This window comes from Nonomuraea sp. NPDC048916, assembly GCF_040649575.1.
Lineage (GTDB): Bacteria > Actinomycetota > Actinomycetes > Streptosporangiales > Streptosporangiaceae > Nonomuraea.
In genome coordinates, this window is record NZ_JBEZFS010000001.1 from 225299 (window position 1) to 246701 (window position 21403).

Consider the following 21403-nt stretch of genomic DNA (forward strand, 5'->3'; position numbering starts at 1 on the left):
GAGTCGCTCGTGGAGTGGTACGGCAAGCGCGCGCTGGTGACCGGTGCGACCGGCTTCATCGGCGGCCACCTGGTGGAGCGGCTGGCCGGGCTGGGCGCCGAGGTGCACGCCGTCAGCCGCACCTCCGGCGCGGAGCCCGGGTCGAAAGCCGAGGGCGGGTCAAAGGCTGAGACCGGGTCGAAAGCCGAGGGCGGGGCGAAAGCCGAGGGCGGGGTCTTCTGGCATCGGGCCGACCTGCGCGACCCGGACGCGACGGCCGGGGTGGTGCGGTCGGTGGACCCGCACGTGGTCTTCCACCTGGCCAGCGAGGTGACCGGGGTCCGCGACCCGGGGATGGTCCTGCCGACGCTGGAGGCCAACCTGGTCAGCGTCGTCAACGTGCTGACCTCCGTGGCGGACCGGCCGGGCACCCGGGTGGTGCTCGCGGGCTCGCTGGAGGAGCCGCGGCCGGGCGAGGGGGCGCCCTCCTCGCCGTACGCGGTGGCCAAGTGGGCGGCCGGCGGCTACGCCGAAATGTTCCACCGGCTGTGGGGCGTCCAGGTGTCCAGCCTGCGCATCGCCATGGTGTACGGCCCGGGTCAGCGTGACACGAGCAAGCTGCTGCCGTACGTGACGCTCTCGCTGCTGCGCGGCGAGCGGCCGTCGCTGACCAGCGGCACCAGGCTGCTGGACTGGGTCTACGTGGACGACGTGGTGGAGGCGTTCGTCGCGGCGGGGGCCAGCGGGCGGGCGGCCGGGCACAGCCTCGAGATCGGCTCGGGCACCGGGACGTCGATCCGGGAGACGGTCGAGCTGGTGGAACGCCTCACCGGCCGGGCCGCCGGCGCGAGGTACGGCGCGATCTCGGACCGGCCGCTGGACAGCGCCCGAATCGCCGACCCGGCGCAGGCCCGCGACGTGCTGGGCTGGCGTCCGCGGGTGGGCCTGGAGGAGGGGCTGCGCCGCACGATCGCGTGGTTTGCCGGGCGTCAGGGCCTGATCCGGTAGATGTGGTAGGAGTTCTCCCGCTCGAAGGAGTCTGTGAACCTGCCGCCCGAGACGGGCACCGTGCGGTTCTCGTACAACACCTCGACGCCGCTCGGCGACAGGCCGGCCGGGAGGGTGAAGTCGTGGGGCCCGGTCCTGGCGCCCGCCTTGACCATGGCGAACAGGTAGTAGGAGCCGTCGTGCTCCTTGAGCATCGTGTCCAGGCCGGGGCCGAAGTCATGGTCCAGCGACTGGGTGTTGAGCACCGGCGCCAGGTCCCTGATCTGCCGGTTGACCTCAGTGACGGCGGGTCTGGTCCGCTGCCCACAGCTGTCCCGCAGGGCGTGCTGGGTCTGGCACGGCCCGCCGAAGCTGTGGTTGAAGTAGATGACGCCCCTGGCCTCGTGGATGAGCGAGTTGACGACGGCGCCCTTGAGCTCGTCGGGCTGGATGTTCCGCTCGTCCTCGGGGGCGGGCCAGCCGACCTCGACGAAGGCGTAGATGGGCTGGCGCCTGCCGTCCATGGCGTCGAGCCTGCGCTGCCGGTCGAGGAGCAGGCCGTAGTTGGTGGCCTTGCGGCACTCGGCGGCCGGGATCTTGAGCCAGTTCTGGGCGTCCTCGCAGGCGTAGTGGCTGGTGTACCAGTAGACGTCGAGCGAGACGAGGTCGGTGTAGTCGTTGACGAACCGGGCGGCCTGCTTGTCGGTCTGCCAGATCATCACGCCCTTGCCGTAGTTGGCGTAGTGCGGCCGGCCGTCGCCCTTGGGCAGCCGGTCCTTCAGCGTCTTCATCACCGTGTAGCCGCAGCGCTCTTTGTGCGGGTCATCGGGGATGCACAGGGGGCCCTGGCCGGGGAAGTTGCCGGTCCAGCCGTCGTCGCCGGGGCCGGCCCACATGTCGGCCTCGTCGGTGATCAGCCAGGCGACCGTTTCGGCGCCGAAGCCGGCCAGCGGCTTGCTCGGGATGGCGAACATGCCGTTCTGCCTGATCAGCGCCATGTCGCTGGTCTCGGTCAGCTCGACGTAGGTGTTGATCCCGGCGGCCCTGTCCTTGTCGACGTCGTCCTGGGTGATCACCGACTCGTACCAGACGCCGATCGGGAAGAAGGAGGGCTTGGTCCACCCGGCGGCCGCGGTGGCGGGGAAGCGCTCGTAGTAGGCGGGCCCGCCCTCCCAGGGCACCGGCTTGAGCTGGTCCGGCTTCCGGGGTGCGGGCTGGGCCGGCTGTCCGCTCCGGACCGGCTCCCGCTCGGGTGCCGCGGCGGGCGGCACGTCGGGGGACATGCCCAGGGTGGCCCACAGCAGGCCCAGCATGGCCAGCCCCGCCACGATCAGCACCGGGTGTCTCGCCCGCATCAGCTCTCCCCTTCTGCGAGCGTCATGAGCTCCTCCGCCCGCGACGCCCAGGACGCGCCTCGCACCGACGCGCGCAGCTCCTCGGCGGGTCTCAGTCCGCCCTCGCGCAGCGTCACCTTGATGGCCTGGACGAACTGGGCGGGGTTTGCGGCGATTCTTACCCGATCACGATAATTGATGAGTTCGGCGAATTCCGTACTCACCACAGGCAGCCCGAGCGCCAGGTATTCCTTGAGCTTGATCGGATTGGAGTGGTGGATCCACGGGCTGTTCACCCACGGCATGATCGCCACATCGAAACCAGTGCCATAACCGGGAATATCCTCATATGGCCGGAATCCCAGCCAATACACGTTGGGATACTTCGTGAGCCGTTCCATCGAAACCGTCGCGTCCCCGATGAGCACCAGCGAAACGCCCGGCAAATCTACTGCGATCCGCTCCAGCAACTCGAAATCCACCAGGAAGTCGTCCAGCGCGCCGAAGAATCCCACCCGGGGCCCGGGAATCCTCGCCAGATCCTCCGGCAGCTCGTCCGTCCGGGTGAAGTGGTCCAAGTCCACGCCGTGGTCGAGGAAGCGCGCCCGGTCGCCGGTGATGGACCGTTCCCCGGCCATCAGCGCCCCGCTGACGTAGAGCACGTGGTCGGCCCTGGCCAGCAGCTCCCGCTCCAGCGCCCCGATGGTCGCCGCGTCCGACTCGGGGAACGCCGAGTGCCGGTCGGAGCGGTTGAACACCAGTGCCCGCCTGCGCATCGGCGCCACCACGTCCCAGGCCGTCGGGATGGTCACCACGACCACCGGCCGGTCCAGCCCGAGGGCCCGGCACACGGCCCGGACCTGGACGCGTACCAGCACCGCGTTGAGCCGGCGGAGCGGTGGCGAGCCGTAGAACGGCAGCGGCAGCGGCGACATCACGTGGAAGCCGGGCAGCGGATTGCGGACGAACTTGGCGATGCTCCGCAACTTGCGCAGGACGCGCCTGGTCACCTGGGTGGACGTGCCGAGCGTCGGCATGCGCATGCCGATGCTGTTGACCACCAGCACCCGGCGGTGCGCCGCCACCGAGCGCATGAGCTGGAAGTCGGAGTGGGCCCGGTTGTGGTACCACCAGTCCTGCGCGGAGAAGCAGACGTAACCGGGCGGCTCGGCGGGCCAGCGCGGCATCCGCCACAGCGCGCGCAGGGCCGCCCGGTGCCGCTCGCCGCCCGCCCGGCCCCTGGCGAGCGCGCGCGAGGCCTCGTTCAGCGTGACCGCCAGACGCATCGGCAGCGCGCGGAGCCGGCCGTGCCGCTGCCTGTGCAGCCTGACCCGGTTGGCCGCCGACAGCGCCCACAGCCGGCTGGAGACCGCCTGCTCCCCTCCGAGATGCACGGCCCCCGCCCGCGGGACGTAGCGCACCGCGAAGCCGCGGTCTCCCGCGCGCAGCATGAACTCGGTCTCCTCGGAGTAGAGGAAGTAGCGCTCGTCCAGGGGGCCGGTGGCGTCGAGGCACCGCCTGGAGACCAGCCAGGCCGCGCCCGTCGCCCAGTCGGCGGTCCCCGGCCTCTCGTACGCGCCCGCCGCCACGACCAGCTCGCCCAACGCCGGCACGCGGCCCGCCCTGTGGCCGCCGAGCAGGGCCTCGCCGAGCGCCCTGAGCACGGTCGGCCGCCGCCGCAGCGACGGCTGCGGCTCGCCGCCGGGGCCGGTCAGGCGCGGCACCGCGATCCCAGTGCCGGGCACGTCCAGGGCCTTCTGGAGCGCTCCGATCGAGCCGGCCGCGAGCCGGACGTCCGGGTTCAGCACGAGCACGTCGCAGCCGGGCGCGGCGGCGAGGCCCACGTTCACGGCGGCGGCGAACCCGGCGTTGCGGCCCGTGGCGATCACCTCGACGCCGGGCAGGGCGTCCCGCGCCAGTGCGACCGTCCCGTCCCGGGAGTCGTTGTCGACCACGATCACCCGGGCGTCCCCCGCTCCGGCGGCGGGCAGGGACCGTAGGCAGTCGCCGATGACCTGGTCACTGAAGTAGGTGACGATCACTATCGCGAGCATGCGGGGGTGGCCTCTCAGAAGCGTGTCAGGGGCGTCGGAAGCGGCTGCGCACGGCGCCCGCGAGCAGGGCGACGGCGAACGGGGCGTCGTCGCGCAGATAGCGCCCGGCCAGGCGGCGCGGTTCGAGGACGAGGCGGTGCAGCCACTCGCCGCCCACGGACTGCAGGGCACGCGGGGCCCGGCTGAACTGGCCCGCGGCCATCGCGATGCCCGCCCCGCAGCCCAGGTACCAGGCGGCGGGCAGCGCGGATCGCAACTCCAGGATCAGCCGCTCCTGCCTGGGGAACCCCAGCCCGACCAGCACGAGGTCCGGCCGGGCCGCCAGCACGCGCCCGGCCGCGTCCCGGCGCGCCTCCGGCTCGCCGTCGAAGCCGTAGGGCGGCGCGTCGGTGCCGGCGATCCTCAGCTCCGGGTAACGCCCGGTCAGGGCCGCGGCGGCCGCCTCGGGCACGCCCGGGTCGCCTCCCAGCAGGTAGACCGAGCGGCCGTCCCTGGCGGCGCGCTCGGACAGGGAGTGGACCAGCGAGGCTCCGGTCACCCGCTCGGGGATCGGCACTCCGGCCAGGCGTCCTGCCCACACCACCGGCATGCCGTCGGCGACGACCAGCTCGGACCTGCCGACAAGGGCGGCCAGCTCGGGATCGCGGGTGGCCGCCCGGACGATGTCGACGTTCGCGGTGACGATGGCCCCGCCCCGGCCACGGGCCCACGCCCCGGAGACGTGGTCGGCCACCCCGGCCTCCGTGATGGCCATGATCTGGATCGCTCCGGCGCGCACGCGCGCCGGAGTGCCGGCCGCCGTGATCGAGGGATCCGCCGGAATGTGCTCACCCCTTCTCGTGGCCGAGCTCAACCCGACCTTTCACCAGATAATCGATATGTACGAGAAGGCCGTTACGTACGGGTCTGGCAGCGCTCGTCGCTGATCCAGGAGTATGGGGACATGAGAGTGGAACGAGGGGCGCTCGACGGTGTCCTGGTGTTCGTCCCGACGCCGCACCACGACGACCGCGGCCTGTTCACCCGCACCTTCGACGCGGCGGTGGCCGCGGCCCACGGGCTGGACCCCGCCGCGTTCGTCCAGGACAGTCAGTCCCGCTCGCGGCTCGGCACGATCAGGGCGCTGCACGGGCGCGGCGGCCGGGGCGAGGCCAAGCTCGTCAGGTGCGCCCGAGGCGCGATCCACGACGTGCTGGTCGATGCCAGACCCGGCTCGCCCACCTTCGGCGAGACCATGACCGTGCTCCTCGACGACCGGTCGTTCGCCCAGCTGTACGTGCCTCCGGGCCTGCTCCACGGCTACCAGGCGCTCACCGAGCAGGCGGACGTCTGCTACCGGATCGACAGGGAGCACGACCCGGCCGAGGACATCGCGGTCCGCTACGACGATCCCGACCTCGCCATCGCCTGGCCGCTGCCCGTGACGGCGATCAGCCGCCGAGACCTCTCCGCCGGGTCGTGGAAGGAGGCGCGGCGGCTGCTGGCCGGCTGAGCGCGCTCTCCCGCAACAGCACGCCCGCCGCTCCGACGAGCAGGAACGCCAGCCCGGTCACCACGGCGTATGAGCGCAGGTCGAAGGTGGCCGAGCCGATCAGGGGGACCACCAGGCAGGCCGCCAGGGTCAGCCCCAGATCGCGGGCCGCGGGATCGGTCTGCAGGTGCCGGGCGCGCAGCGCCGACCAGATGCCGGCCACGAACAGCCCGGCGAACGCGACCACGCCGATGACGCCGGTCTCCACGGCCGTGAGGATGTACTGGTTGTCGAAGACCAGGTACTTCGGGGCGTACCAGGTGCCGAGACCCCGGCCCAGCCAGGGGTGCCTGGAGATCTCGGTGGCCGCGGCGGCGTAGTCCATGGTCCGCCAGCGCAGGCTGGAGTCGCTGGAGATGTTGGTGAACAGCTCGACGATGGCCCCGAGCACGCCGGGCACCACGACCTTCACCGCCCCCAGGAACAGCAGCATGGCCCCGGCCGCCAGCAGGCGGCGCATCCTCGGCCAGCCGACCAGCAGCACGGCGGCGGCGCCCGCGAGGCCGGCGAAGGCCGAGCGCGAGACGGAGAAGACCATCCCGGCCCCGATGAGCGCCGAGCAGATCCACCACCGCGCCGACGGCCTGCCCAGCTCGCGGGCCTGGAACGCGAAGTGCAGCCCGAGCGGCAGGATCATCGCGCACACGACCGCGAACTCGATCGGGTGCCCGGTGGTCGCGGCCACCCGGCTGAGCCCGTTGCGCTCCAGGATGAACAGCTCCTGCTTGGTGTAGCGCAGGCCCGGCAGCACCATGTACTCGGTCGGGTCGAACGCGAGCAGAAACTGCAGGGCGCCGATCACACCGAGGATCGCGCCCATCACCGCGACGGTCTTCAGCACGAGGTCGAGCCGGTCCCGGCCGCGCACGCCGTCGACCATGAGCAGCACGATCCCGATCATCGAGGTGGTGGTCACGGCCAGGTGGTCGGCCAGGTCCAGCTCGTCCGCCGGCAGGTATCCGGCCGTCGCGTAGGCGTAGGTGGCCAGCAGCGAGGCGGCGTACACGAACACCGCGGTGCGGACGAAGGTCCGGCCCTTGGCGACGCCGAGCGTGTCGGTGAAGTGCGCGCAGAGCCACCACACGATGGCGAACAGGCCGACCGCCTCGGCGGGTGTGATCGCGAAGGACAGTCCGCGGAAGACCAGCCTGGCCGGGACGATCATGAGGATCACCACGAACACGACGCCGACCGTGGCGGCGTCCGCGCGATGGGGCCTGGGGAGCGGGGCCCGGGCTCCAGGGAGCGCGACTCGGGGCCCGGGAAGCGTGGCCGGCCTCATCGGCGCAGCGCCGTCGGCTCGACCCGGCCGGCCGCCGGCGGCGGGCCGGGGCTCTCCCTGCGCCGCAGGGCCGCCGCGACGCTCTCCGCGGCGAACCCGGCGGTGAGGGCCGCGAACAGGCCGAGGATCAGCACCGCCGCGGCGAACCGGCTCTTGCCGCCCCGTTGCTCCTGCGGGCTGGTCGGCGGCACCATCTCGGTCAGCGCGAGGTACGTGCTGGGCGGCGCCCGGAGCAGCCGCTGCCGCTCGGCCATCTCGACCTTGGCCCGCTGGACCAGCTTGGTGACGAGGGAGTGGGCCGTCTCCGCCGACGGGCTCCTCGCCTCGATGATCACGAAGGGTCCGCTGGCCAGCAGCTCGGGGTTGGAGCTGCCGTTGTTGACCGAGTAGGCGGTGTCGCCGCCCGGTGGCGCGCCGACCTGGGCGGCCGTCTCTGGGGTGCTGAGCGCCTGCAACAGGATGGAGGCCGAGACGTTGAGCGCCCCGTCGTAGTTGAGCAAGGGGTTGGTCAGCGGGTTCGGATACTGCGGATCCACCGGGACGCTTCCACCCGTGGGCGGAATGGTCAGCACGAGCACCGCGTTCGACTGGTACATCGTCGGGACCGTCAGATAGACGGCGAATGCCGTACCCAGTGCCAGCAGAAATGCGGGAACGGTGACATACCACCGCCGGAAAACGACGAGGACCGTCCCCCAGAAGTCCAAGGCTTTCCTTCCTCACCTCGACAGCTCTCCCCCCAAGACAATCGGTTGACCGGGTACCTGGTGTTACCGGTTGGTTTGTAACGAGATCACCTCATATGGCGATGTCACTCGCGGGGAATTCACGTCGCGAATCTCGGTGGGGAGCGGTCATGCAGCAAGTCGAGAGCTTCACCTTCCGTCGCGAGGAGCTCATCCCACTGGCGGACGGCCTGCGCGAGAGCTTCCTCAAGGCCAGCCCGTTCAGACACGTGGTGATCGACGACTTCCTGCCGCCCAGCGCGCTGGAGCCCGTCCTGGCCGAGTTCCCTGAGCCCCGTGACGTCGAATGGCAGCGGTTCGACAACGCCCAGGAGATCAAGCTCGCGCTCGCCGACACCGAGCGGATGGGCCCCGCGACGCGGCACCTGCTGGCCGAGTTCAACGGACAGGTCTTCGTCGACTTCCTGGAGCGGCTCACCGGCATCGAGCACCTCGTGTCCGACCCGCACTACGACGGCGGCGGGCTGCACCAGATCAAGCCGGGCGGGTTCCTGAAGGTGCACGTCGACTTCAACCGGCACCGCAGGCTCAACCTCGACCGCCGGCTCAACGGGCTGCTCTACCTCAACAAGGACTGGGAGGAGTCCTACGGCGGGCACCTGCAGCTCTGGAACAGGGACATGAGCGTGTGCGAGCACAAGATCCTGCCGGTCTTCAACAGGTTCGTGCTCTTCGCCACGACCGACGAGGCCAACCACGGCCACCCTGAGCCGCTGACCTGCCCGGACGACCGGGCCCGGCGGTCGATGGCGCTCTACTACTACACCAACGGGCGCCCCGAGGAAGAGGTGCTCGACGAGCACGACACCAAGTTCAAGCAGCGGCCGGGCGAGGAGTGGAAGAGCAGCTTCCGCCAGACGGCCAGGCGGTGGGTGCCGCCGGCGCTGGTGGACCTGCTCTCCCGACGCCGCTGAGGGTCACTTCTTGTCGCCGACCCGGACGACGGTGATGGGGCCGGTCTCGTCCGGGTCGACGAGCACCGGCTTCGTCCCGTTGCGAGCGACCTTGCCCGACTCCCGCCCGCCCTGACCCGGCTCCTCGTCCCCGGAGTCTTCGGAGTCCTCTACCGTCGCGGGGTCCACGGACGTCGCGGGATCGACCGGCCTCGCGGGGGCCGTGATGGGCCCCCGGGTGCCATCCGGACGCTCCTCCTCGGGGACGGCGGCCGCCTCGGTGAGAGCCGGCACGGCGGTCCCGAACAGGCGCTTGCGGACGACGGCGTACGCCGCGCCGAAGCCGATCAGCAGGCCGAGCAGCGCCCCGCCGACCATACCCTGCAGCTTGGGCGACAGGTCGGCCTCGGGCGGGAGCAGCACGACGTCCTCGACCTGCACGAACGTGATCGGGTGCGCCTTCAGGTCGTTCTGCCGGTCCTCCAGCTCAGTCCTGACGCGCTCCTGGGCCGCGGTGAGCACGCTGGTCGCGGTCTTCGGGGAGTCGCTCTCGACCTTGACGTAGATGAACGGCCCGGTGGTGCCGACGCCGAGGAGCTCCGGGTTGCTGCGGCCGTCGTCGATCGTCAGGTCGGTGGGCCCGTCCTCGGTCACGCCGACCGATTTGAACACGTCGGAGGTGTTCATCGCCAGGATGAGGATGCTGGCGGTGGTCCGCAGGTCGTCGGTGAACTGCAGCAGCGGGTTGGTCTGCGCGAGGGGCTTGCTCCGGTCGATCGAGCCGCCGCCCGACGGGCTGACCAGCACCATGGAGACGCTCGTCACGTAGCGCTCCGGCATCACGATGAATCCCGCGACCGCCAGACCCACGGCGAGGGCGAACACCGGCAGCCCGATGAGCTTCTGACGGGCCAGGCCAAGAATGGCTTTCCAGAACTCCATATATCCCCCGCCCGATATACCAAGCGCCGGGGCGTTGCAAAACCCCCGAAATCCGTTCCATTAGGTCCATCGGCATACCTGATGTCCTTGTTACAGCGCCTGCCGGCACGTCGTGCTGAGAGTTTTGTTACGCATGCCCGGCCTACTGCGATAGACCTCACGGTGGCCGAAATGCGGCCATCACGGGGGTGGCGGATGGACTCATTTACCGGCAGACCCTCAAGCTCCCCGTCAGACGACACCGCGACCTCCTCGGCAGGGCCCCCGTCCGGCTCCCCGGCGGCCGGTCACCTGGAGCCTCCGGCGGGCCCGGCGGGCCCGGTGGGCCCGGTGGGCGCCCGGCTGAGCGGCCTCGACGGGATCCGCGGCCTGGCCGCGCTCTTCGTGGTGCTGCACCACTGCTGGCTGCTCTCCTTCCCCGGCTTCCCGGCCGACACCGGCCCGGGATGGGCGGGCTGGCTGCTCTACGGCCACTTCGCCGTCGTCATCTTCATCGCCCTCTCGGGCTTCTCCCTGGCGGTCTCGCCGGCCCGCTCCGGATGGCGACTCGACAGCCTGCGCCGCTTCGCCCGCCGCCGCGCCTGGCGCATCCTGCCGCCCTACTGGGCGGCGCTGCTGTTCAGCCTCGTGGTCGCGTGGACCCTGGTGCCGCAGCCCGGCCAGCCCGTGCCGACCGGGAAGACCGTGGTCGTGTACGGGCTGCTGCTGCAGGACGTGTTCGGCTCGCCCAGCCCCAACGGGGCACTCTGGTCGATCGCGATCGAGGCGCAGCTCTATCTCGTCTTCCCGCTCATGCTGCTGGCCGTGCGGCGGCTCGGCGCGGTCGCGATGCTGGGCGCGGTCACCGCCGTCGTGCTGGCGGTGGGCCTGCTCGCCCCCGCCGTCCCGCCGGTCGAGACGCTGATGCGGCTGACTCCTCAGTTCGCCGTGCTCTTCGCGGTGGGCGTGGTCGCGGCCCGGGTGGTCCGCACCCCCTCCCGGCTTCCGCTGCACTGGGCGGCCCTGCTCGCCGCCGTCCCCGTGCTCGCGCTGATCGCGGTCAAGGGATCGGAGTGGACGGTCGCCGGCTTCTTCTGGGTGGACCTGGCCCTGGCCCCGGCCGCCGGGCTGCTGCTGGCGGCCGTCGCGGGCGGCCGGCCGAGGCCGCTGGTCGCCCTGCTCGACACGCGGCCGGTGCGCTCGCTGGGCTCCTTCTCCTACAGCCTCTACCTGGTCCACGCGCCGATCGTGGTCGCGCTCAACCATTTCCTGGTCGCCCCGCGGCTGGGGCCGGGGGTGCCCCGGTTCCTGGTGCTGCTCGCGGTCGCCGGGCCGGCCTCCGTGCTGTTCGCCAGGGGGTTCGCGGCGGTGTTCGAGCTGCCGTTCCAGCGGCACCGCAGTGGTCCCGCGCTGCGGGCGGCGGCGCGGGACCGGCTGCGGAGCCGACGCGGGCCCGGCGCACGGGCCGGCGACCGGACCGGCGGTCAGGCCGGCCCTCGGGCCGGGAGTTAGGCCGGGAGTCAGGCCAGGCGGGACAGCGCCTCGGCCTCGTAGGCCGAGGCGAGGTCCTCGGGCATGCGGTCGAGGTCGGCGGCCCGCCGGAAGTCGCGCAGGGTCGTGCCGACGCAGAGGGAGTCGACGTTGGGAGCGCCCCGGCGGGCCGTCACGTCGTCGATGTGGACGGTCCGGAAGTCGATGCTGTATCGGGTACGGCCCGAGGTGTTCGGGACCGTGGAGTGCAACTGGGCGCCGGAGAACATGAGCACGCCACCGGGCTCGGGAACCAGCCGGAGCTGAGGCTCCAGCTCGATCGGCTCCTCCGGCTTGGGCTGCTCGCGGGTGTCCCTGTAGACGTGCCTGGCGGCGTCGGGCCGGCCCACGCTGTTCCACACCGCGTAGTCGTAGCGCGCGCTGCCGTTGCGCACCGGGTTGTCGAAGTAGCGCGGGTGGAAGGCCATCACGTTCTCCGCCACCACCGGGTAGATCGGGATCCACCAGTTGATCTGGTTGAACGGCGCGGAGTACCAGCAGTCGCGGTGCGCGTGGTAGGCGTACGAGATGCCGGATGTGAGGTAGTCGTCCGACGTCGACGTGCGCATCCTCGGCACGTCGAAGTAGGTTTTGCCGGGGTCGCAGCCGAAGTCCGCCAGCACGGCCGGCAGCAGCTCGCGGCAGCGCGGATGGTGGATGAACCTCGGCTTGAGATCGGCGAGGAGCCGCGCGAACTCCTCGACCGGCATTGCGAACTGTGCGGTCTCCGGATCGCGGTCGCCGAAGGCCTCGACGATCAGCTCGTCGGCGAAGGCGACCAGCTCCCTGGACGCGGGAGATGACGAGTAGACGAACACCTGACCCTGGTAGATCAGCCCCCGGCGGGTCTCGTCGTCCGCCTTGCTGTTGGAAAAGACGGTGGTGAGCATGTACGGAGTTCCCTTCCCCTCTTCCCCCGATCACTCCGTACTCGCAGGTTTCGGAGCTTTCGTTACATCTCTACCGATTGACCAGAGTTGCCCCCATAGTGAGGAGTTTGCGGCCACGGCGGGCGGCGGTCGTCCGGTGCCGGCGCAGGTACATCCCCGCCACGATGGCCTGGCCCCTCCTGCGCTGTCGCGGACTCAGATCGGCCTCGTCGAGCGCCCGGCACAGTTCCCAGCACTGGAGCAGCGTGGAGAAGCGGACATGCCAGGCGGGCGCGCCGATCTTGCGCGCGATGTCCACCAGGCGCTGCGCCTCCCAGCCGCGGCCGGCCAGGATCTCCGGAACATGCCCCCACGGACCGGCCAGCGCCATCCTGGCGGCGAAGATCTCGTCCTCGCGCAGGATGATCCGGCCGCGCTTGACGGCCCGCACCCGCTCCCGGCGCATCAGGCTGTAGAGCGGGTCCATGGCCAGCGGATCCTCGTTGAGCATCCTCAGCGACTCCGCGAACCGGTCCACCGGATCGTCGGCGAGATAGCCGGTGCCGGTGTATGAGGCGGTGCTCGTCGTGCCGTCCGGGCCGGTGTAGGCCTGCTGGGTGGTGACCAGCAGCAGCCGCTCGTCCTCGGCGAAGAGCCGCAGGCAGCGGGAGACGTAGTCGGGCGCCAGCCAGTTGTCGTCGCCCGCCCAGCGGTAGAACTCGCCCGTGGCCCGGTCGATGGCGTCGGTGAAGTTGGGGACCTGCCCGATGTTCTCCGGCTGCCGGTGGTAGACGATCCGGCTGTCGCCGGCCGCCAGGTCGCGGCAGATCTCCTCGGTCGCGTCGGTCGAGGCGTTGTCGCAGATGACCAGCTCGATGTTCGGATGGTCCTGGGCCAGCACGGAGGCGACCACCTTCTCCAGGCGACCGGCGCCGTTGTAGACCGGCAGTCCCACGGAGACCAGGGTGTCGGCGAACCTCATCAGGCGCTCCTCCTTCGGGCGAGCCTTCTCAGCGCGGCGCCCGGCGCCATGATCAGGACGAACACCAGCAGTCCCGCGCCTCCCGCCACGACGAGCTGCACCGGCGCAGGGCCGGACCGGGTCAGCCACTCCAACCCGAGCATCACGGCCCCGGACACCACCGCGCCGACCGCCGGCCGTACGAGGTCGGGCAGCACCGGCGCGAGCCGTACGCCGACCGCGTGCAGGATGAACAGCGCAACGGGCAGCGTGACGAACAGCGCCACCAGCGCGTGCGCGATGGCGGCGCCCCTGATGCCGCCGAGGTGCGCCCCGGCCACCAGGGCGGGCAGCAGCGCGACGGCCCAGCCCAGGTTGAGCCAGACCGTGGTCTTGGTGGCGCCCAGGCCGGTCAGGATGTCCACGGCCAGGAAGGAGATGAGCATCCTGACGACCATCAGGACGGCGAGCCACCGCAGCACGCCGGCCGAGGAGTCCCACCGGTCGCCGTACAGGAAGGTGACGAGGGGATGCGCGAGCACGGCCATCACCAGCGCGGGCGGCAGCACGAAGGCCACCATCACCGGGACCGACCTGCGCACCCCCTCCGATAACGCGGCGGGCTCCTCGGCCAGCCGGGAGAAGCTGGGCAGCGAGACGTAGCGCAGGGCGGTGCCGATGATCCCCGGCACCCAGCTGGAGACGTTGAAGGCCAGCAGGTAGTAGCCGAGCTGCTCGGCGCCGAGCACGTCGCCGACCACGATGTAGCTGGAGTTCATCAGCACGGCCTCCAGCCCGAACCCGGCGGCGGACGGGATGCCGAAGCGCAGCAGTTTGCCCGCCACCTCCCGGTCCAGCCCGATCCTCACCGGTACCCAGCCCCAGAAGAAGATCAGCACCCCGGTGATCAGCGAGGCGCAGACCTGCCCCCAGGCGAAGCTGTAGGCCCCCGCGCCGTTGAGCGCCAGCGTGATGGCCACCGCGGCGTTGGCCACGAAACCGATCATGATGGCCAGCGTCAGCTTGTCCTGGTCGAACCTGCGCAGCAGCGCCGCGCTCCGGACGGCGGTGAACGCCTCGATCAGGATGATCGAGGTGAGCAGCCTGACCACGGGCGCCGCGTCCTCGTTGCCCGCCATCCGCGCGAAGGTGGGCGCGAACCCCCAGAACAGCCCGTACAGGCCGGTGGCGAACAGGAAGCTCAGCACCGTCGCGGTGGGCGCCATGTCCTCCAGGCGGCCCCGCCACTGGATGGTCGCCGCCTGGATGCCCACGTCCTTGATGTGCATGACGATCTGGGTCGCCGCCAGGGCCACCGCGTACGTCCCGAAGTCGTCGGGGGCGAGCACGCGGGCCAGCACGAGGCCCATGGCGAACGATCCGGCCTTGGTGACGAGGTTTCCGAGCAGGCTCCAGCGCAGCCCACGGCCGGCCTGTGCGCCGATCTCGTCGACGCGTTGTGTCCTGTCCATCCAAGCCCTTCTAGGTGACGACCCGTTCGAGCCAGATCTCGCGCCAGAACGGCACGAACTCGCGCGGGCAGTTGAGGCTGTGCACCCCTTCGCAGACGACGCCCTCAAGGGTGATGCACGGGTACTTCATCCGCAGCAGGCGGCCGGAGCGCTCGTCGATGCAGCGCTCGATCCGGTCCCGGACGCGGGCGGTCCGGCCGCAGTAGCGGGCCATCTCCTCCTCGAACCCGAGGCCGCGGTTGAGCATCCGCTCGTTGAGGGTGGCGAGGATCTCCGCCTTCGATCTCACCCGCACGAGCTCGCCCGGTCGCAGGTCGAGCGTGCCGGTCGGGGTCGCCCCGCGCAGGGCGGGCCGCAGGAAGCCCCAGCGCCGGCCCTCCTTGATCCACAGCCGCCTGGGCAACATCCGCGTGCTGACGTCCTGCAGGCGGTTGAAGATCCCGATGAGGAAGGCGTGCAGGGTGCGGAGCGGTCCCGCGTTGCCCGTGCGCACGTCGGTGACGTACTGTCCCAGGCTTCTGACCGGCAGGCAGACCGGCGCCGCGCGCAGCAACTCGGTCGCCTGGCAGGAGAAGCGCGCCTCGCCCGCCTCGCCGGGCGGCTTGCGCGTGTTGACCTCCAGGAGCGGGAGCAGCCGGGCCTCCGGCACGGGCGGGAGGGACGACCCGGACGACCCGGACGACCCGGACGGCACGGACGGCGCTGGCTGGCTTCCCGGCTCGACCGGCCGCAGCCAGTCCTCCTTCCAGTACATCGAGCAGGCCGTCTGGCAGCCGCCGTGCGCCGACCCGTCGCACCGGGCGCCGCTCAGGTGGACGGCCCGCTCCATCCTGTGCAGCCCGGTGCGCGTCTGCGTGTCGCAGAGCTTGTGCGCCACCTTGTGCACGGTCATCCGGCGACCGCAGAACTTCTGCATCTCCGGCATGAAGGGCAGCCCGTCGAGCTCCCCGCGCTCGTCGAGCGTGGCGAGAATCTCGGCTTCGCCTCTTACCTCCACGACGTCTCCGACCCTGAGGTCCATCACGTCTTCTCCTTCACCAGGCCGGCAGTGCGCAGAGCCTTCGCGGCGGACTCGACCGCCTCGAAGGGCAGCCCAGATCGTTCGGCGATGTCGAGCAGGCTGTGTTCGCCGTCGGACAGGTTCAACACCCATAACATCGCCATCTGGCCCTGTTTCGTGTCACTTCGCCCGCCGAGAGATCCGTAGAGTCCGCGCCTGCCCAGCTGGGGCTCGCCGTACGGGCTGAGGTTGACGTAGCCGCGGTCGCCCTCGAGGACCCTGGTGATCTGCCAGAGCGCCTCCAGGGTGTCGCTCATCGCCTCGGGCGTCACGAAGCCGGGGTTGTCCGCCGAGGTGTGATATTCCGGATATCCCGCGTACGGGGTCCTGGTGAGACTCCCGAAGGGGAGGTTGAAGCCGGGCGAGCAGAACTGGCGCTCGTCGTAGCCGTACGGCGAGAAGTCCAGCACCGTGTGCGGCCGCCCGCGGAGCACGTGCGTGACGGCGCGGTCGATCTCCGCGTCGCCGCGCCTGCTGCGTTTGTAGGTGAGCGAGCCCGGGTCGCCGGCGCAGGCCAGCGTGAGCCCGTGCCTGATCCTGTGCACGCGGTCCCGGTTCAGCGCGAGCCAGGTGATCGCGCCGATCGTGCCGGGCATGAACAGGAACCGGTACGTGTGACGGGGCGCCACGAGCCGCGAGGCCAGCGCGACGGCCACGGCGATGCCCGCCAGGTTGTCGTTGGCCAGCGCCGGGTGGCACACGTGGCAGGAGACGACCACCTCCTCGGGAAGCTCGCCGGGCACCACGTGCTCGGCGATGGTCAGCGATCCGTCGGCGAGCGTGGAGTCGACCAGCACCTCGTACGGGCCCTCGTCCAGGGCGTCCAGCGTGTCCTGGCTGAGGCAGAAGCCCCACGTCTCGGCGTAGTAGCTGGTGCGGTAGGGCACCAGGGAGGGCTGGTCCGGCAGCGTGTGCAGGCGCGGGCGCAGCTCCTCCAGCGTGAACGTCCCCGACACCGGCACGCTGTAGCCGACCACGTGCAGGCTCGACGCGCGGAAGTCGACCACGCGCCGGCCCGACGGGTCCTTGACGTAGGCGTCGCGGATGTTCCATTCCTTCGGCACGGTCCAGTCGAGCACCTCGGTGCCCGTCGGCACCTCCGTGACGGTGAGCGGCAGCAGCTCGCCGACGATCTCCAGGGTCCGGCGCACGCCGTCGCCGGTGATGCTCCTGCAGATCGGATAGAGCCGCTCGACCAGCGCGTGCATCTCCGCCGGGGTCATGGTCTCAGCTCGGCGGAGATCTCCCCCGTGACCCTGCGGTCCGACAGCCTGGTCAGGCGGGTGAAGCGGCGCTCGAAGTCGTGCCTGGTCAGGCCGTGGAGACGGTAGGCGTCCAGCAGCTCGGCGGCGCCCGCCTTGACCGTCCAGCGGGCCTCGTAACCGGGCAGCGCCCGCCGCACCCGCGAGAAGTCGACCCGGTAGGAGCGTGGATCGTTCCCCGTCTCACCGGTGATCATCAGTGTGGACCCGGGCACCGCCTCGACGACCTCGGCGGCGATCTCGGCCACCGTCACGTTGTTGTCCTCGGTGCCGATGTTGAAGGCCCTGGCGTGCACGGCCTCGCGGGGCGCCCGCAGTGCCTGCAGGAAGGCGTCGGCGATGTCCTTGGCGTGCACCAAGGGCCGCCACGGCGTGCCATCGGACAGGACGCGCACCTGGCCGGTCAGCCAGGCGTGGCCCACCAGGTTGTTCAGCACGATGTCGGCACGCAGCCTGGGCGAGAAGCCGAACGCCGTGGCGTTGCGCATGAACACCGGCGAGAAGCCGCAGTCGGCCAGCTTCACCAGGTCGTCCTCCACCCGCACCTTCGACTCCGCGTACGGCGTGACGGGGCGCAGCGGGGCGTCCTCGTCCACCAGGTCGTCGTCGCCGGACGCGCCGTAGACCGAGCAGGTGGAGGCGTAGAGGAACCGGCTCACCCCGGCGTCCCTGGCCAGCCGGGCCAGGCGTACCGAGGCGTGGTGGTTGATGTCGTAGGTCAGCTCGGGCGCGAGCGACCCGAGCGGGTCGTTGGAGAGCGCGGCCAGGTGCACCACGGCGTCGAACCCGGTCAGCAGGTCGGGCCGCACGTCCCGCAGGTCCACCGCGTGGGTGGGCGGGTCGGCCGGGGCGGGCCCGAGGACGCAGTCGGCGAACAGGCCGGAGTCGAGCCCGATCACCTCGTGTCCGGCGGCGGACAGCACGGGGGCCATCACACTGCCCAGGTAGCCCTGGTGCCCGGTCAGCAGTATCCGCACGTCATTCTCCAGCCAGGTCGATGGTCAGTTTGGTCGTGTGGAAGGCCTCGGCGTAGCGGGCGTGGCACTCGACGCCCCGGATGCGGGCCAGCCCGAGGAAGGCCTCCCGGTCGTACCAGGAGCGCTGCCGCTGCGAAGGGTAGTGCCGTTCGAGCAGGCTCGCCTTGGCCTCGGCCGTCTCGGGCGCCAGCGGCTGGTAGACCGACGGGCGGCCGAGGTCGCCGTCCCACTTGACGATCTCGTAGCCGAGGGTGAGGTGGTCGCGGAAGGCCGTCGGCACCAGCTTCGCCAGCCCGCGGTGGTCCTGGTGGGCGTCGCCCGCCCACGGGGCGAGCACCAGGTCGGGGTCCGTCCTGGCACGCAGCTCCTCCAGCGCGTCCTTGGCCTCGTCCCAGTGCGCGGGCAGCCGCCCGTCGGGCAGCTTGAGCACGGTCACCGCGAGGTCCGCGCCGGGGCAGAACGCGGCCAGCGCGGCCCGCTCCTCGTCCTCGCGCTCGGTGCCGCCGCCCGACAGCACGAGCGCGTCCACCCGCGTGCCGGGCCGGGCCGCGCAGACCGTCAGCAGGGTGCCGCCCGCGCCGATCGCGATGTCGTCGCAGTGGGCGCCGAGCAGGACGACGCCGTTCCGGACGGCGAGCCGGAGCCCGTTCACGTTTCCCACAACGCCCACGGCCGCTCGCCGCGGGCCCAGGAACGATCCAGCTCCAGCCGCTGGTTGACGGTGTCGCTGGGCCGCCAGTAGCCGCGGTGCCGGTAGGCCAGCAGCCTGCCGCGTTTGGCCAGCTCGGCGCAGCCGTCGGCGACCAGGTCGCCGTTCTCCGGGATGTGCTCGAACACGTCCTGGCGCAGCACGAAGAAGCCGCCGTTGACCCAGAGCGGCATCTCGCTGACCGGGGTGATGCCACCGACCAGGCTGCCCTCGCTCACGTCCACCACGTGGAAGGTGTTGGTCGGCGGGACGACCATCATCGAGGCGCCCGCCCCGGAGACGGCGAACCGGTCGATCATGTCCGGCAGCGGCGCGTCGGTCAGCACGTCGGCGTAGTTGGCCAGGAACATCTCGTCGCCGTCCAGGTGACCGCGCACCCTGCGCAGGCGCTCGCCGATCGGCGCGTCCACCCCGGTGTCGATCAGCGAGATCGACCAGCCCGAGATGTCGGTGGACAGCAGCTCGACGCGGCCGTCGCGGAGCACGAAATCGTTCGACACCGTCTCGCGGTAGCTCAGGAAGAAGTCCTTGATGTGCTGCGCGCCGTACCCGAGGCACAGGATGAACTCGTGGTGCCCGAAGTGCGCGTAGTAGCGCATCACGTGCCAGACCAGCGGCCGGGGCCCGACGAGCTGCATGGGCTTGGGCAGGTCGCCGCCGGGCGCGTCGCTGCGCATCCTGGTGCCGCGCCCACCGCAGAACAGCACGACCTTCACGAGACGACCTCCAGCCTCGGGACGGGGAAGACCAGCCGCCCGCCCCACTCACGGACGTAGGAGAGCTGCTCGATCAGCTCCTCGCGCAGGTTCCACGGCAGCACCAGCACGTAGTCGGGCCGGTCGGCCCCGATCCGCTCCGGCTCCAGGATCGGGATCCGCGAGCCGGGCGTGAACCTGCCGTGCTTGTACGGGTTGCGATCCACCGTGTAGGCGAGCAGGTCGGGCCGGACGCCGCAGTGGTTGAGCAGTGTGTTGCCCTTGCCCGGGGCGCCGTAGCCGACGACCGTCCGGCCCTCGTCGGCGGCGGTGACGAGAAACCTCAGCAGGTCACGCCGGACCTTCGCCACCCGGGCGGCGAAGTCCTGGTAGCCGGAGAGCTCGTGCAGCCCGGCGGCCTTCTCCAGCCCGAGCACGTCCGCCACCCGGTGCGACACCGTGGCCGACTCCCGCGGCTCGGCCCACAGCCGGATCGAGCCGCCGTGCGTCGGCAGCAGCTCGACGTCCACCAGGGTCAGGCCGCCACTGGCCAGCGCCCGCCGCGCCGAGGCGACCGTGTAGTACTGGAAGTGCTCGTGGTAGATGGTGTCCCACTGGTTGAGCTCCACGAGCGTCAGCAGGTGCTGCACCTCGATCGAGACCCGCCCGTCGTCGGCCACCAGCGCCCGCAGCCCCTTGGTGAATCCCACGACGTCGGGGATGTGCGCGTAGACGTTGTTCGCCACGACCAGGTCCGCGGGCCCGTACTCCGCACGCACCCGCCGGCCGGTCTCGGGCGAGAGGAACTCGGTCAGGGTTGGCACACCCCTGCCGATCGCCGCCCTGCCGACGTTGGCGGACGGCTCGATGCCCAGGCAGCGCACCCCCCGCTCGACCACGTGCTGCAGCAGGTAGCCGTCGTTGCTGGCCACCTCCACCACGAACGCGTCCGGCTGGAGGTAGAGGCCCTCGACGAACCGCCGCGCGTGCTCGACCCACGAGCTGGAGTAGGAGGAGAAGTACGCGTACTCGGTGAACGTCTCCTCCGGGGTGATCAGCGGCGGTAGCTGCGCCAGCCAGCACTCCTCGCACACCCGCAGGTGCAGCGGGTAGGTGACCTCGGGCTCGTCGAGCTGCCCGGCGGTCAGGAACGACTCGCACGGCGGCGTCGCCCCGAGGTCCACCACCCCGGCCAGCCGGTCGGAACCGCACAGTCGGCAGGTGATCATTCAGCTCACTCCAGCCAGGGCCTCGGCTTCGTAGTCCAGCGCGAGGTCTTCGGGCATGGGGGCCAGATCGTTACAGCGCACGAAGTCGCGCAGCGTGGTGCCCGTGCACCGGGCGTCGACGTTCGGCGCCCCCCTCCACCCGCGGACGTCGGCCAGGTGCACGGTGCGGAAGTCGATGCTGAACCGGGTCCGGCCCGAGGTGTTGGGCACCGTCGAGTGCAACTGGGCACCGGAGAACATGAGCACCCCGCCCGGCTCGGGGACCACCCGGATCTGCGGGTCGAGCTCGATCTCCTCCTCCGGCCGCGGCTGGACGCGGGTGTCGCTGCGCACGTGCCGCGCGGCGCTCCGCCTGCTCGTACGGTTCCACTCGGCGTAGTCGTAGCCGCCGCTGCCGTTGCGCACCGGCCGGTCGAAGTAGGCCGGGTGGAAGGCCATCACGTTCTCCGCCACCACCTCGAAGACCGGGATCCACCAGTTGACCTGGCTGAACGGCGCCGAATACCAGCAGTCGCGGTGCGGGTGGAAGGCGTAGGAGATGCCGGAGACGAGGTAGTCGTCGGAGGTCGAGGTACGCAGCCGCGGCACGTCGAAGTAGGTGTCGCCGAGGTCGCAGCCGTGCTCCTCGACCACGGCCGGCAGCAGCTCCTTGCACCTCGGGTGGTGGATGAAGCGCGGCTTCAGGTCCACCAGCAGCTTCGCGAAGTCCTCCACGGGCATCTCGTGCTGCGCCGTCTCCGGGTCCAGGCCGCCGAACGCGTCGGCGATCAGCTCTCTGGCGAAGCCGACCAGCTCGGCGGACGCGGGCGAGGGCGAGTAGACGAACAGGTCACCCTGGAACAGCAGCTCCCGCCGTGTCTCGTCGCTCACCCGGCTGTTGGACAGGACGGCCGTCATGTGAAACATCCCCTT

The 21403-nt window shown here is 71.1% G+C and carries 20 protein-coding genes; 4 read left to right on the top strand and 16 right to left on the bottom strand.

Annotated features, from left to right (window positions below; genetic code table 11):
* The first annotated feature begins 9 nt into the window (after window positions 1-9).
* Window positions 10-987, top strand: a complete 978-nt coding sequence (locus tag AB0C16_RS01170) for an NAD-dependent epimerase/dehydratase family protein (RefSeq protein ID WP_357677522.1) — start codon at window positions 10-12, stop codon at window positions 985-987.
* Here the strand turns inward: AB0C16_RS01170 and AB0C16_RS01175 are convergent.
* From AB0C16_RS01175 to AB0C16_RS01185, 3 genes are read right to left on the bottom strand one after another with little or no spacing between them, the layout of a single operon-like run.
* Window positions 969-2321 carry a hypothetical protein gene (locus tag AB0C16_RS01175; protein ID WP_357677524.1) on the bottom strand — a complete coding sequence of 451 codons (1353 nt, stop codon included), beginning with the start codon at window positions 2319-2321 and terminating at the stop codon, window positions 969-971. The genes AB0C16_RS01170 and AB0C16_RS01175 overlap by 19 nt on opposite strands.
* Window positions 2321-4354 (bottom strand): glycosyltransferase, encoded by a 2034-nt coding sequence (locus AB0C16_RS01180; protein WP_357677526.1) that lies wholly within the window; start codon window positions 4352-4354, stop codon window positions 2321-2323. The genes AB0C16_RS01175 and AB0C16_RS01180 overlap by 1 nt, the downstream gene beginning before the upstream one ends.
* A 25-nt stretch (window positions 4355-4379) precedes the next feature.
* Window positions 4380-5132: a WecB/TagA/CpsF family glycosyltransferase gene (locus AB0C16_RS01185; protein WP_357677528.1), complete on the bottom strand. Its 753-nt coding sequence runs from the start codon at window positions 5130-5132 to the stop codon at window positions 4380-4382.
* A gap of 165 nt (window positions 5133-5297) precedes the next feature.
* On the opposite strand from AB0C16_RS01185, the gene rfbC reads away from it, so the two are divergent.
* The gene (gene rfbC, locus AB0C16_RS01190) at window positions 5298-5846 is read left to right on the top strand and encodes a dTDP-4-dehydrorhamnose 3,5-epimerase (RefSeq protein WP_357677530.1); all 549 of its coding nucleotides are present in this window, start codon (window positions 5298-5300) and stop codon (window positions 5844-5846) included.
* On the opposite strand, the gene AB0C16_RS01195 is transcribed toward rfbC, so the two are convergent.
* The gene (locus tag AB0C16_RS01195) at window positions 5785-7068 is read right to left on the bottom strand and encodes an O-antigen ligase family protein (RefSeq protein WP_357677532.1); all 1284 of its coding nucleotides are present in this window, start codon (window positions 7066-7068) and stop codon (window positions 5785-5787) included. The two genes, rfbC and AB0C16_RS01195, sit on opposite strands and share 62 nt — an antisense overlap.
* 95 nt (window positions 7069-7163) lie before the next feature.
* Window positions 7164-7874, bottom strand: a complete 711-nt coding sequence (locus tag AB0C16_RS01200; protein WP_357677534.1) for a hypothetical protein — start codon at window positions 7872-7874, stop codon at window positions 7164-7166.
* A 149-nt stretch (window positions 7875-8023) separates the two neighbouring features.
* Here AB0C16_RS01200 and AB0C16_RS01205 point away from each other — a divergent pair, with 149 nt between their 5' ends.
* Window positions 8024-8827: a 2OG-Fe(II) oxygenase gene (locus tag AB0C16_RS01205; protein WP_357677537.1), complete on the top strand. Its 804-nt coding sequence runs from the start codon at window positions 8024-8026 to the stop codon at window positions 8825-8827.
* Window positions 8828-8830: 3 nt separating this feature from the next.
* Here the strand turns inward: AB0C16_RS01205 and AB0C16_RS01210 are convergent, their stop codons facing one another.
* Window positions 8831-9748 carry a hypothetical protein gene (locus tag AB0C16_RS01210; protein WP_357677539.1) on the bottom strand — a complete coding sequence of 306 codons (918 nt, stop codon included), beginning with the start codon at window positions 9746-9748 and terminating at the stop codon, window positions 8831-8833.
* Between the two features lie 330 nt (window positions 9749-10078).
* On the opposite strand from AB0C16_RS01210, the gene AB0C16_RS01215 reads away from it, so the two are divergent.
* Window positions 10079-11239, top strand: coding sequence for an acyltransferase (locus AB0C16_RS01215; RefSeq protein WP_357677541.1), 1161 nt, complete (start codon window positions 10079-10081; stop codon window positions 11237-11239).
* Between the two features lie 8 nt (window positions 11240-11247).
* On the opposite strand, the gene AB0C16_RS01220 is transcribed toward AB0C16_RS01215, so the two are convergent.
* From AB0C16_RS01220 to AB0C16_RS01265, 10 genes are all read right to left on the bottom strand, one after another.
* Window positions 11248-12147, bottom strand: a complete 900-nt coding sequence (locus AB0C16_RS01220; RefSeq protein WP_357677543.1) for a hypothetical protein — start codon at window positions 12145-12147, stop codon at window positions 11248-11250.
* Window positions 12148-12217: 70 nt separating this feature from the next.
* Window positions 12218-13108: a glycosyltransferase family A protein gene (locus AB0C16_RS01225; protein WP_357677545.1), complete on the bottom strand. Its 891-nt coding sequence runs from the start codon at window positions 13106-13108 to the stop codon at window positions 12218-12220.
* On the bottom strand, window positions 13108-14559 hold the full coding sequence (locus AB0C16_RS01230; RefSeq protein ID WP_357677547.1) for a lipopolysaccharide biosynthesis protein: 1452 nt from the start codon (window positions 14557-14559) through the stop codon (window positions 13108-13110). The genes AB0C16_RS01225 and AB0C16_RS01230 overlap by 1 nt, the downstream gene beginning before the upstream one ends.
* Window positions 14560-14569: 10 nt before the next feature.
* Window positions 14570-15580 carry a hypothetical protein gene (locus AB0C16_RS01235; RefSeq protein ID WP_357677549.1) on the bottom strand — a complete coding sequence of 337 codons (1011 nt, stop codon included), beginning with the start codon at window positions 15578-15580 and terminating at the stop codon, window positions 14570-14572.
* Window positions 15580-16842: a DUF4910 domain-containing protein gene (locus tag AB0C16_RS01240; RefSeq protein WP_357677551.1), complete on the bottom strand. Its 1263-nt coding sequence runs from the start codon at window positions 16840-16842 to the stop codon at window positions 15580-15582. The genes AB0C16_RS01235 and AB0C16_RS01240 overlap by 1 nt, the downstream gene beginning before the upstream one ends.
* Window positions 16839-17858 carry an SDR family oxidoreductase gene (locus tag AB0C16_RS01245; RefSeq protein ID WP_357677553.1) on the bottom strand — a complete coding sequence of 340 codons (1020 nt, stop codon included), beginning with the start codon at window positions 17856-17858 and terminating at the stop codon, window positions 16839-16841. The genes AB0C16_RS01240 and AB0C16_RS01245 overlap by 4 nt, the downstream gene beginning before the upstream one ends.
* A 1-nt stretch (window position 17859) precedes the next feature.
* A complete protein-coding gene (locus AB0C16_RS01250) occupies window positions 17860-18510 on the bottom strand; it encodes a PIG-L deacetylase family protein (protein WP_357677556.1) in 651 nt (216 codons plus the stop codon).
* A complete protein-coding gene (locus AB0C16_RS01255; RefSeq protein WP_357677558.1) occupies window positions 18507-19283 on the bottom strand; it encodes a glucose-1-phosphate cytidylyltransferase in 777 nt (258 codons plus the stop codon). Before AB0C16_RS01255 ends, AB0C16_RS01250 begins: the two co-directional genes overlap by 4 nt.
* Window positions 19280-20491, bottom strand: a complete 1212-nt coding sequence (locus AB0C16_RS01260) for a class I SAM-dependent methyltransferase (RefSeq protein ID WP_357677560.1) — start codon at window positions 20489-20491, stop codon at window positions 19280-19282. Before AB0C16_RS01260 ends, AB0C16_RS01255 begins: the two co-directional genes overlap by 4 nt.
* Window positions 20492-21388, bottom strand: a complete 897-nt coding sequence (locus AB0C16_RS01265) for a hypothetical protein (RefSeq protein ID WP_357677562.1) — start codon at window positions 21386-21388, stop codon at window positions 20492-20494.
* Window positions 21389-21403 lie beyond the last annotated feature (15 nt).

Excerpts from the sequence above, each read along its gene's own strand:
- AB0C16_RS01175 (WP_357677524.1), bottom strand. The coding sequence starts at position 2,321 with ATGCGGGCGAGACACCCGGTGCTGATCGTGGCGGGGCTGGCCATGCTG.
- AB0C16_RS01180 (WP_357677526.1), bottom strand. The coding sequence starts at position 4,354 with ATGCTCGCGATAGTGATCGTCACCTACTTCAGTGACCAGGTCATCGGC.
- rfbC (WP_357677530.1), top strand. The coding sequence starts at position 5,298 with ATGAGAGTGGAACGAGGGGCGCTCGACGGTGTCCTGGTGTTCGTCCCG.
- AB0C16_RS01205 (WP_357677537.1), top strand. The coding sequence starts at position 8,024 with ATGCAGCAAGTCGAGAGCTTCACCTTCCGTCGCGAGGAGCTCATCCCA.
- AB0C16_RS01210 (WP_357677539.1), bottom strand. The coding sequence starts at position 9,748 with ATGGAGTTCTGGAAAGCCATTCTTGGCCTGGCCCGTCAGAAGCTCATC.
- AB0C16_RS01220 (WP_357677543.1), bottom strand. The coding sequence starts at position 12,147 with ATGCTCACCACCGTCTTTTCCAACAGCAAGGCGGACGACGAGACCCGC.
- AB0C16_RS01225 (WP_357677545.1), bottom strand. The coding sequence starts at position 13,108 with ATGAGGTTCGCCGACACCCTGGTCTCCGTGGGACTGCCGGTCTACAAC.
- AB0C16_RS01230 (WP_357677547.1), bottom strand. The coding sequence starts at position 14,559 with ATGGACAGGACACAACGCGTCGACGAGATCGGCGCACAGGCCGGCCGT.
- AB0C16_RS01235 (WP_357677549.1), bottom strand. The coding sequence starts at position 15,580 with ATGGACCTCAGGGTCGGAGACGTCGTGGAGGTAAGAGGCGAAGCCGAG.
- AB0C16_RS01240 (WP_357677551.1), bottom strand. The coding sequence starts at position 16,842 with ATGACCCCGGCGGAGATGCACGCGCTGGTCGAGCGGCTCTATCCGATC.
- AB0C16_RS01260 (WP_357677560.1), bottom strand. The coding sequence starts at position 20,491 with ATGATCACCTGCCGACTGTGCGGTTCCGACCGGCTGGCCGGGGTGGTG.
- AB0C16_RS01265 (WP_357677562.1), bottom strand. The coding sequence starts at position 21,388 with ATGACGGCCGTCCTGTCCAACAGCCGGGTGAGCGACGAGACACGGCGG.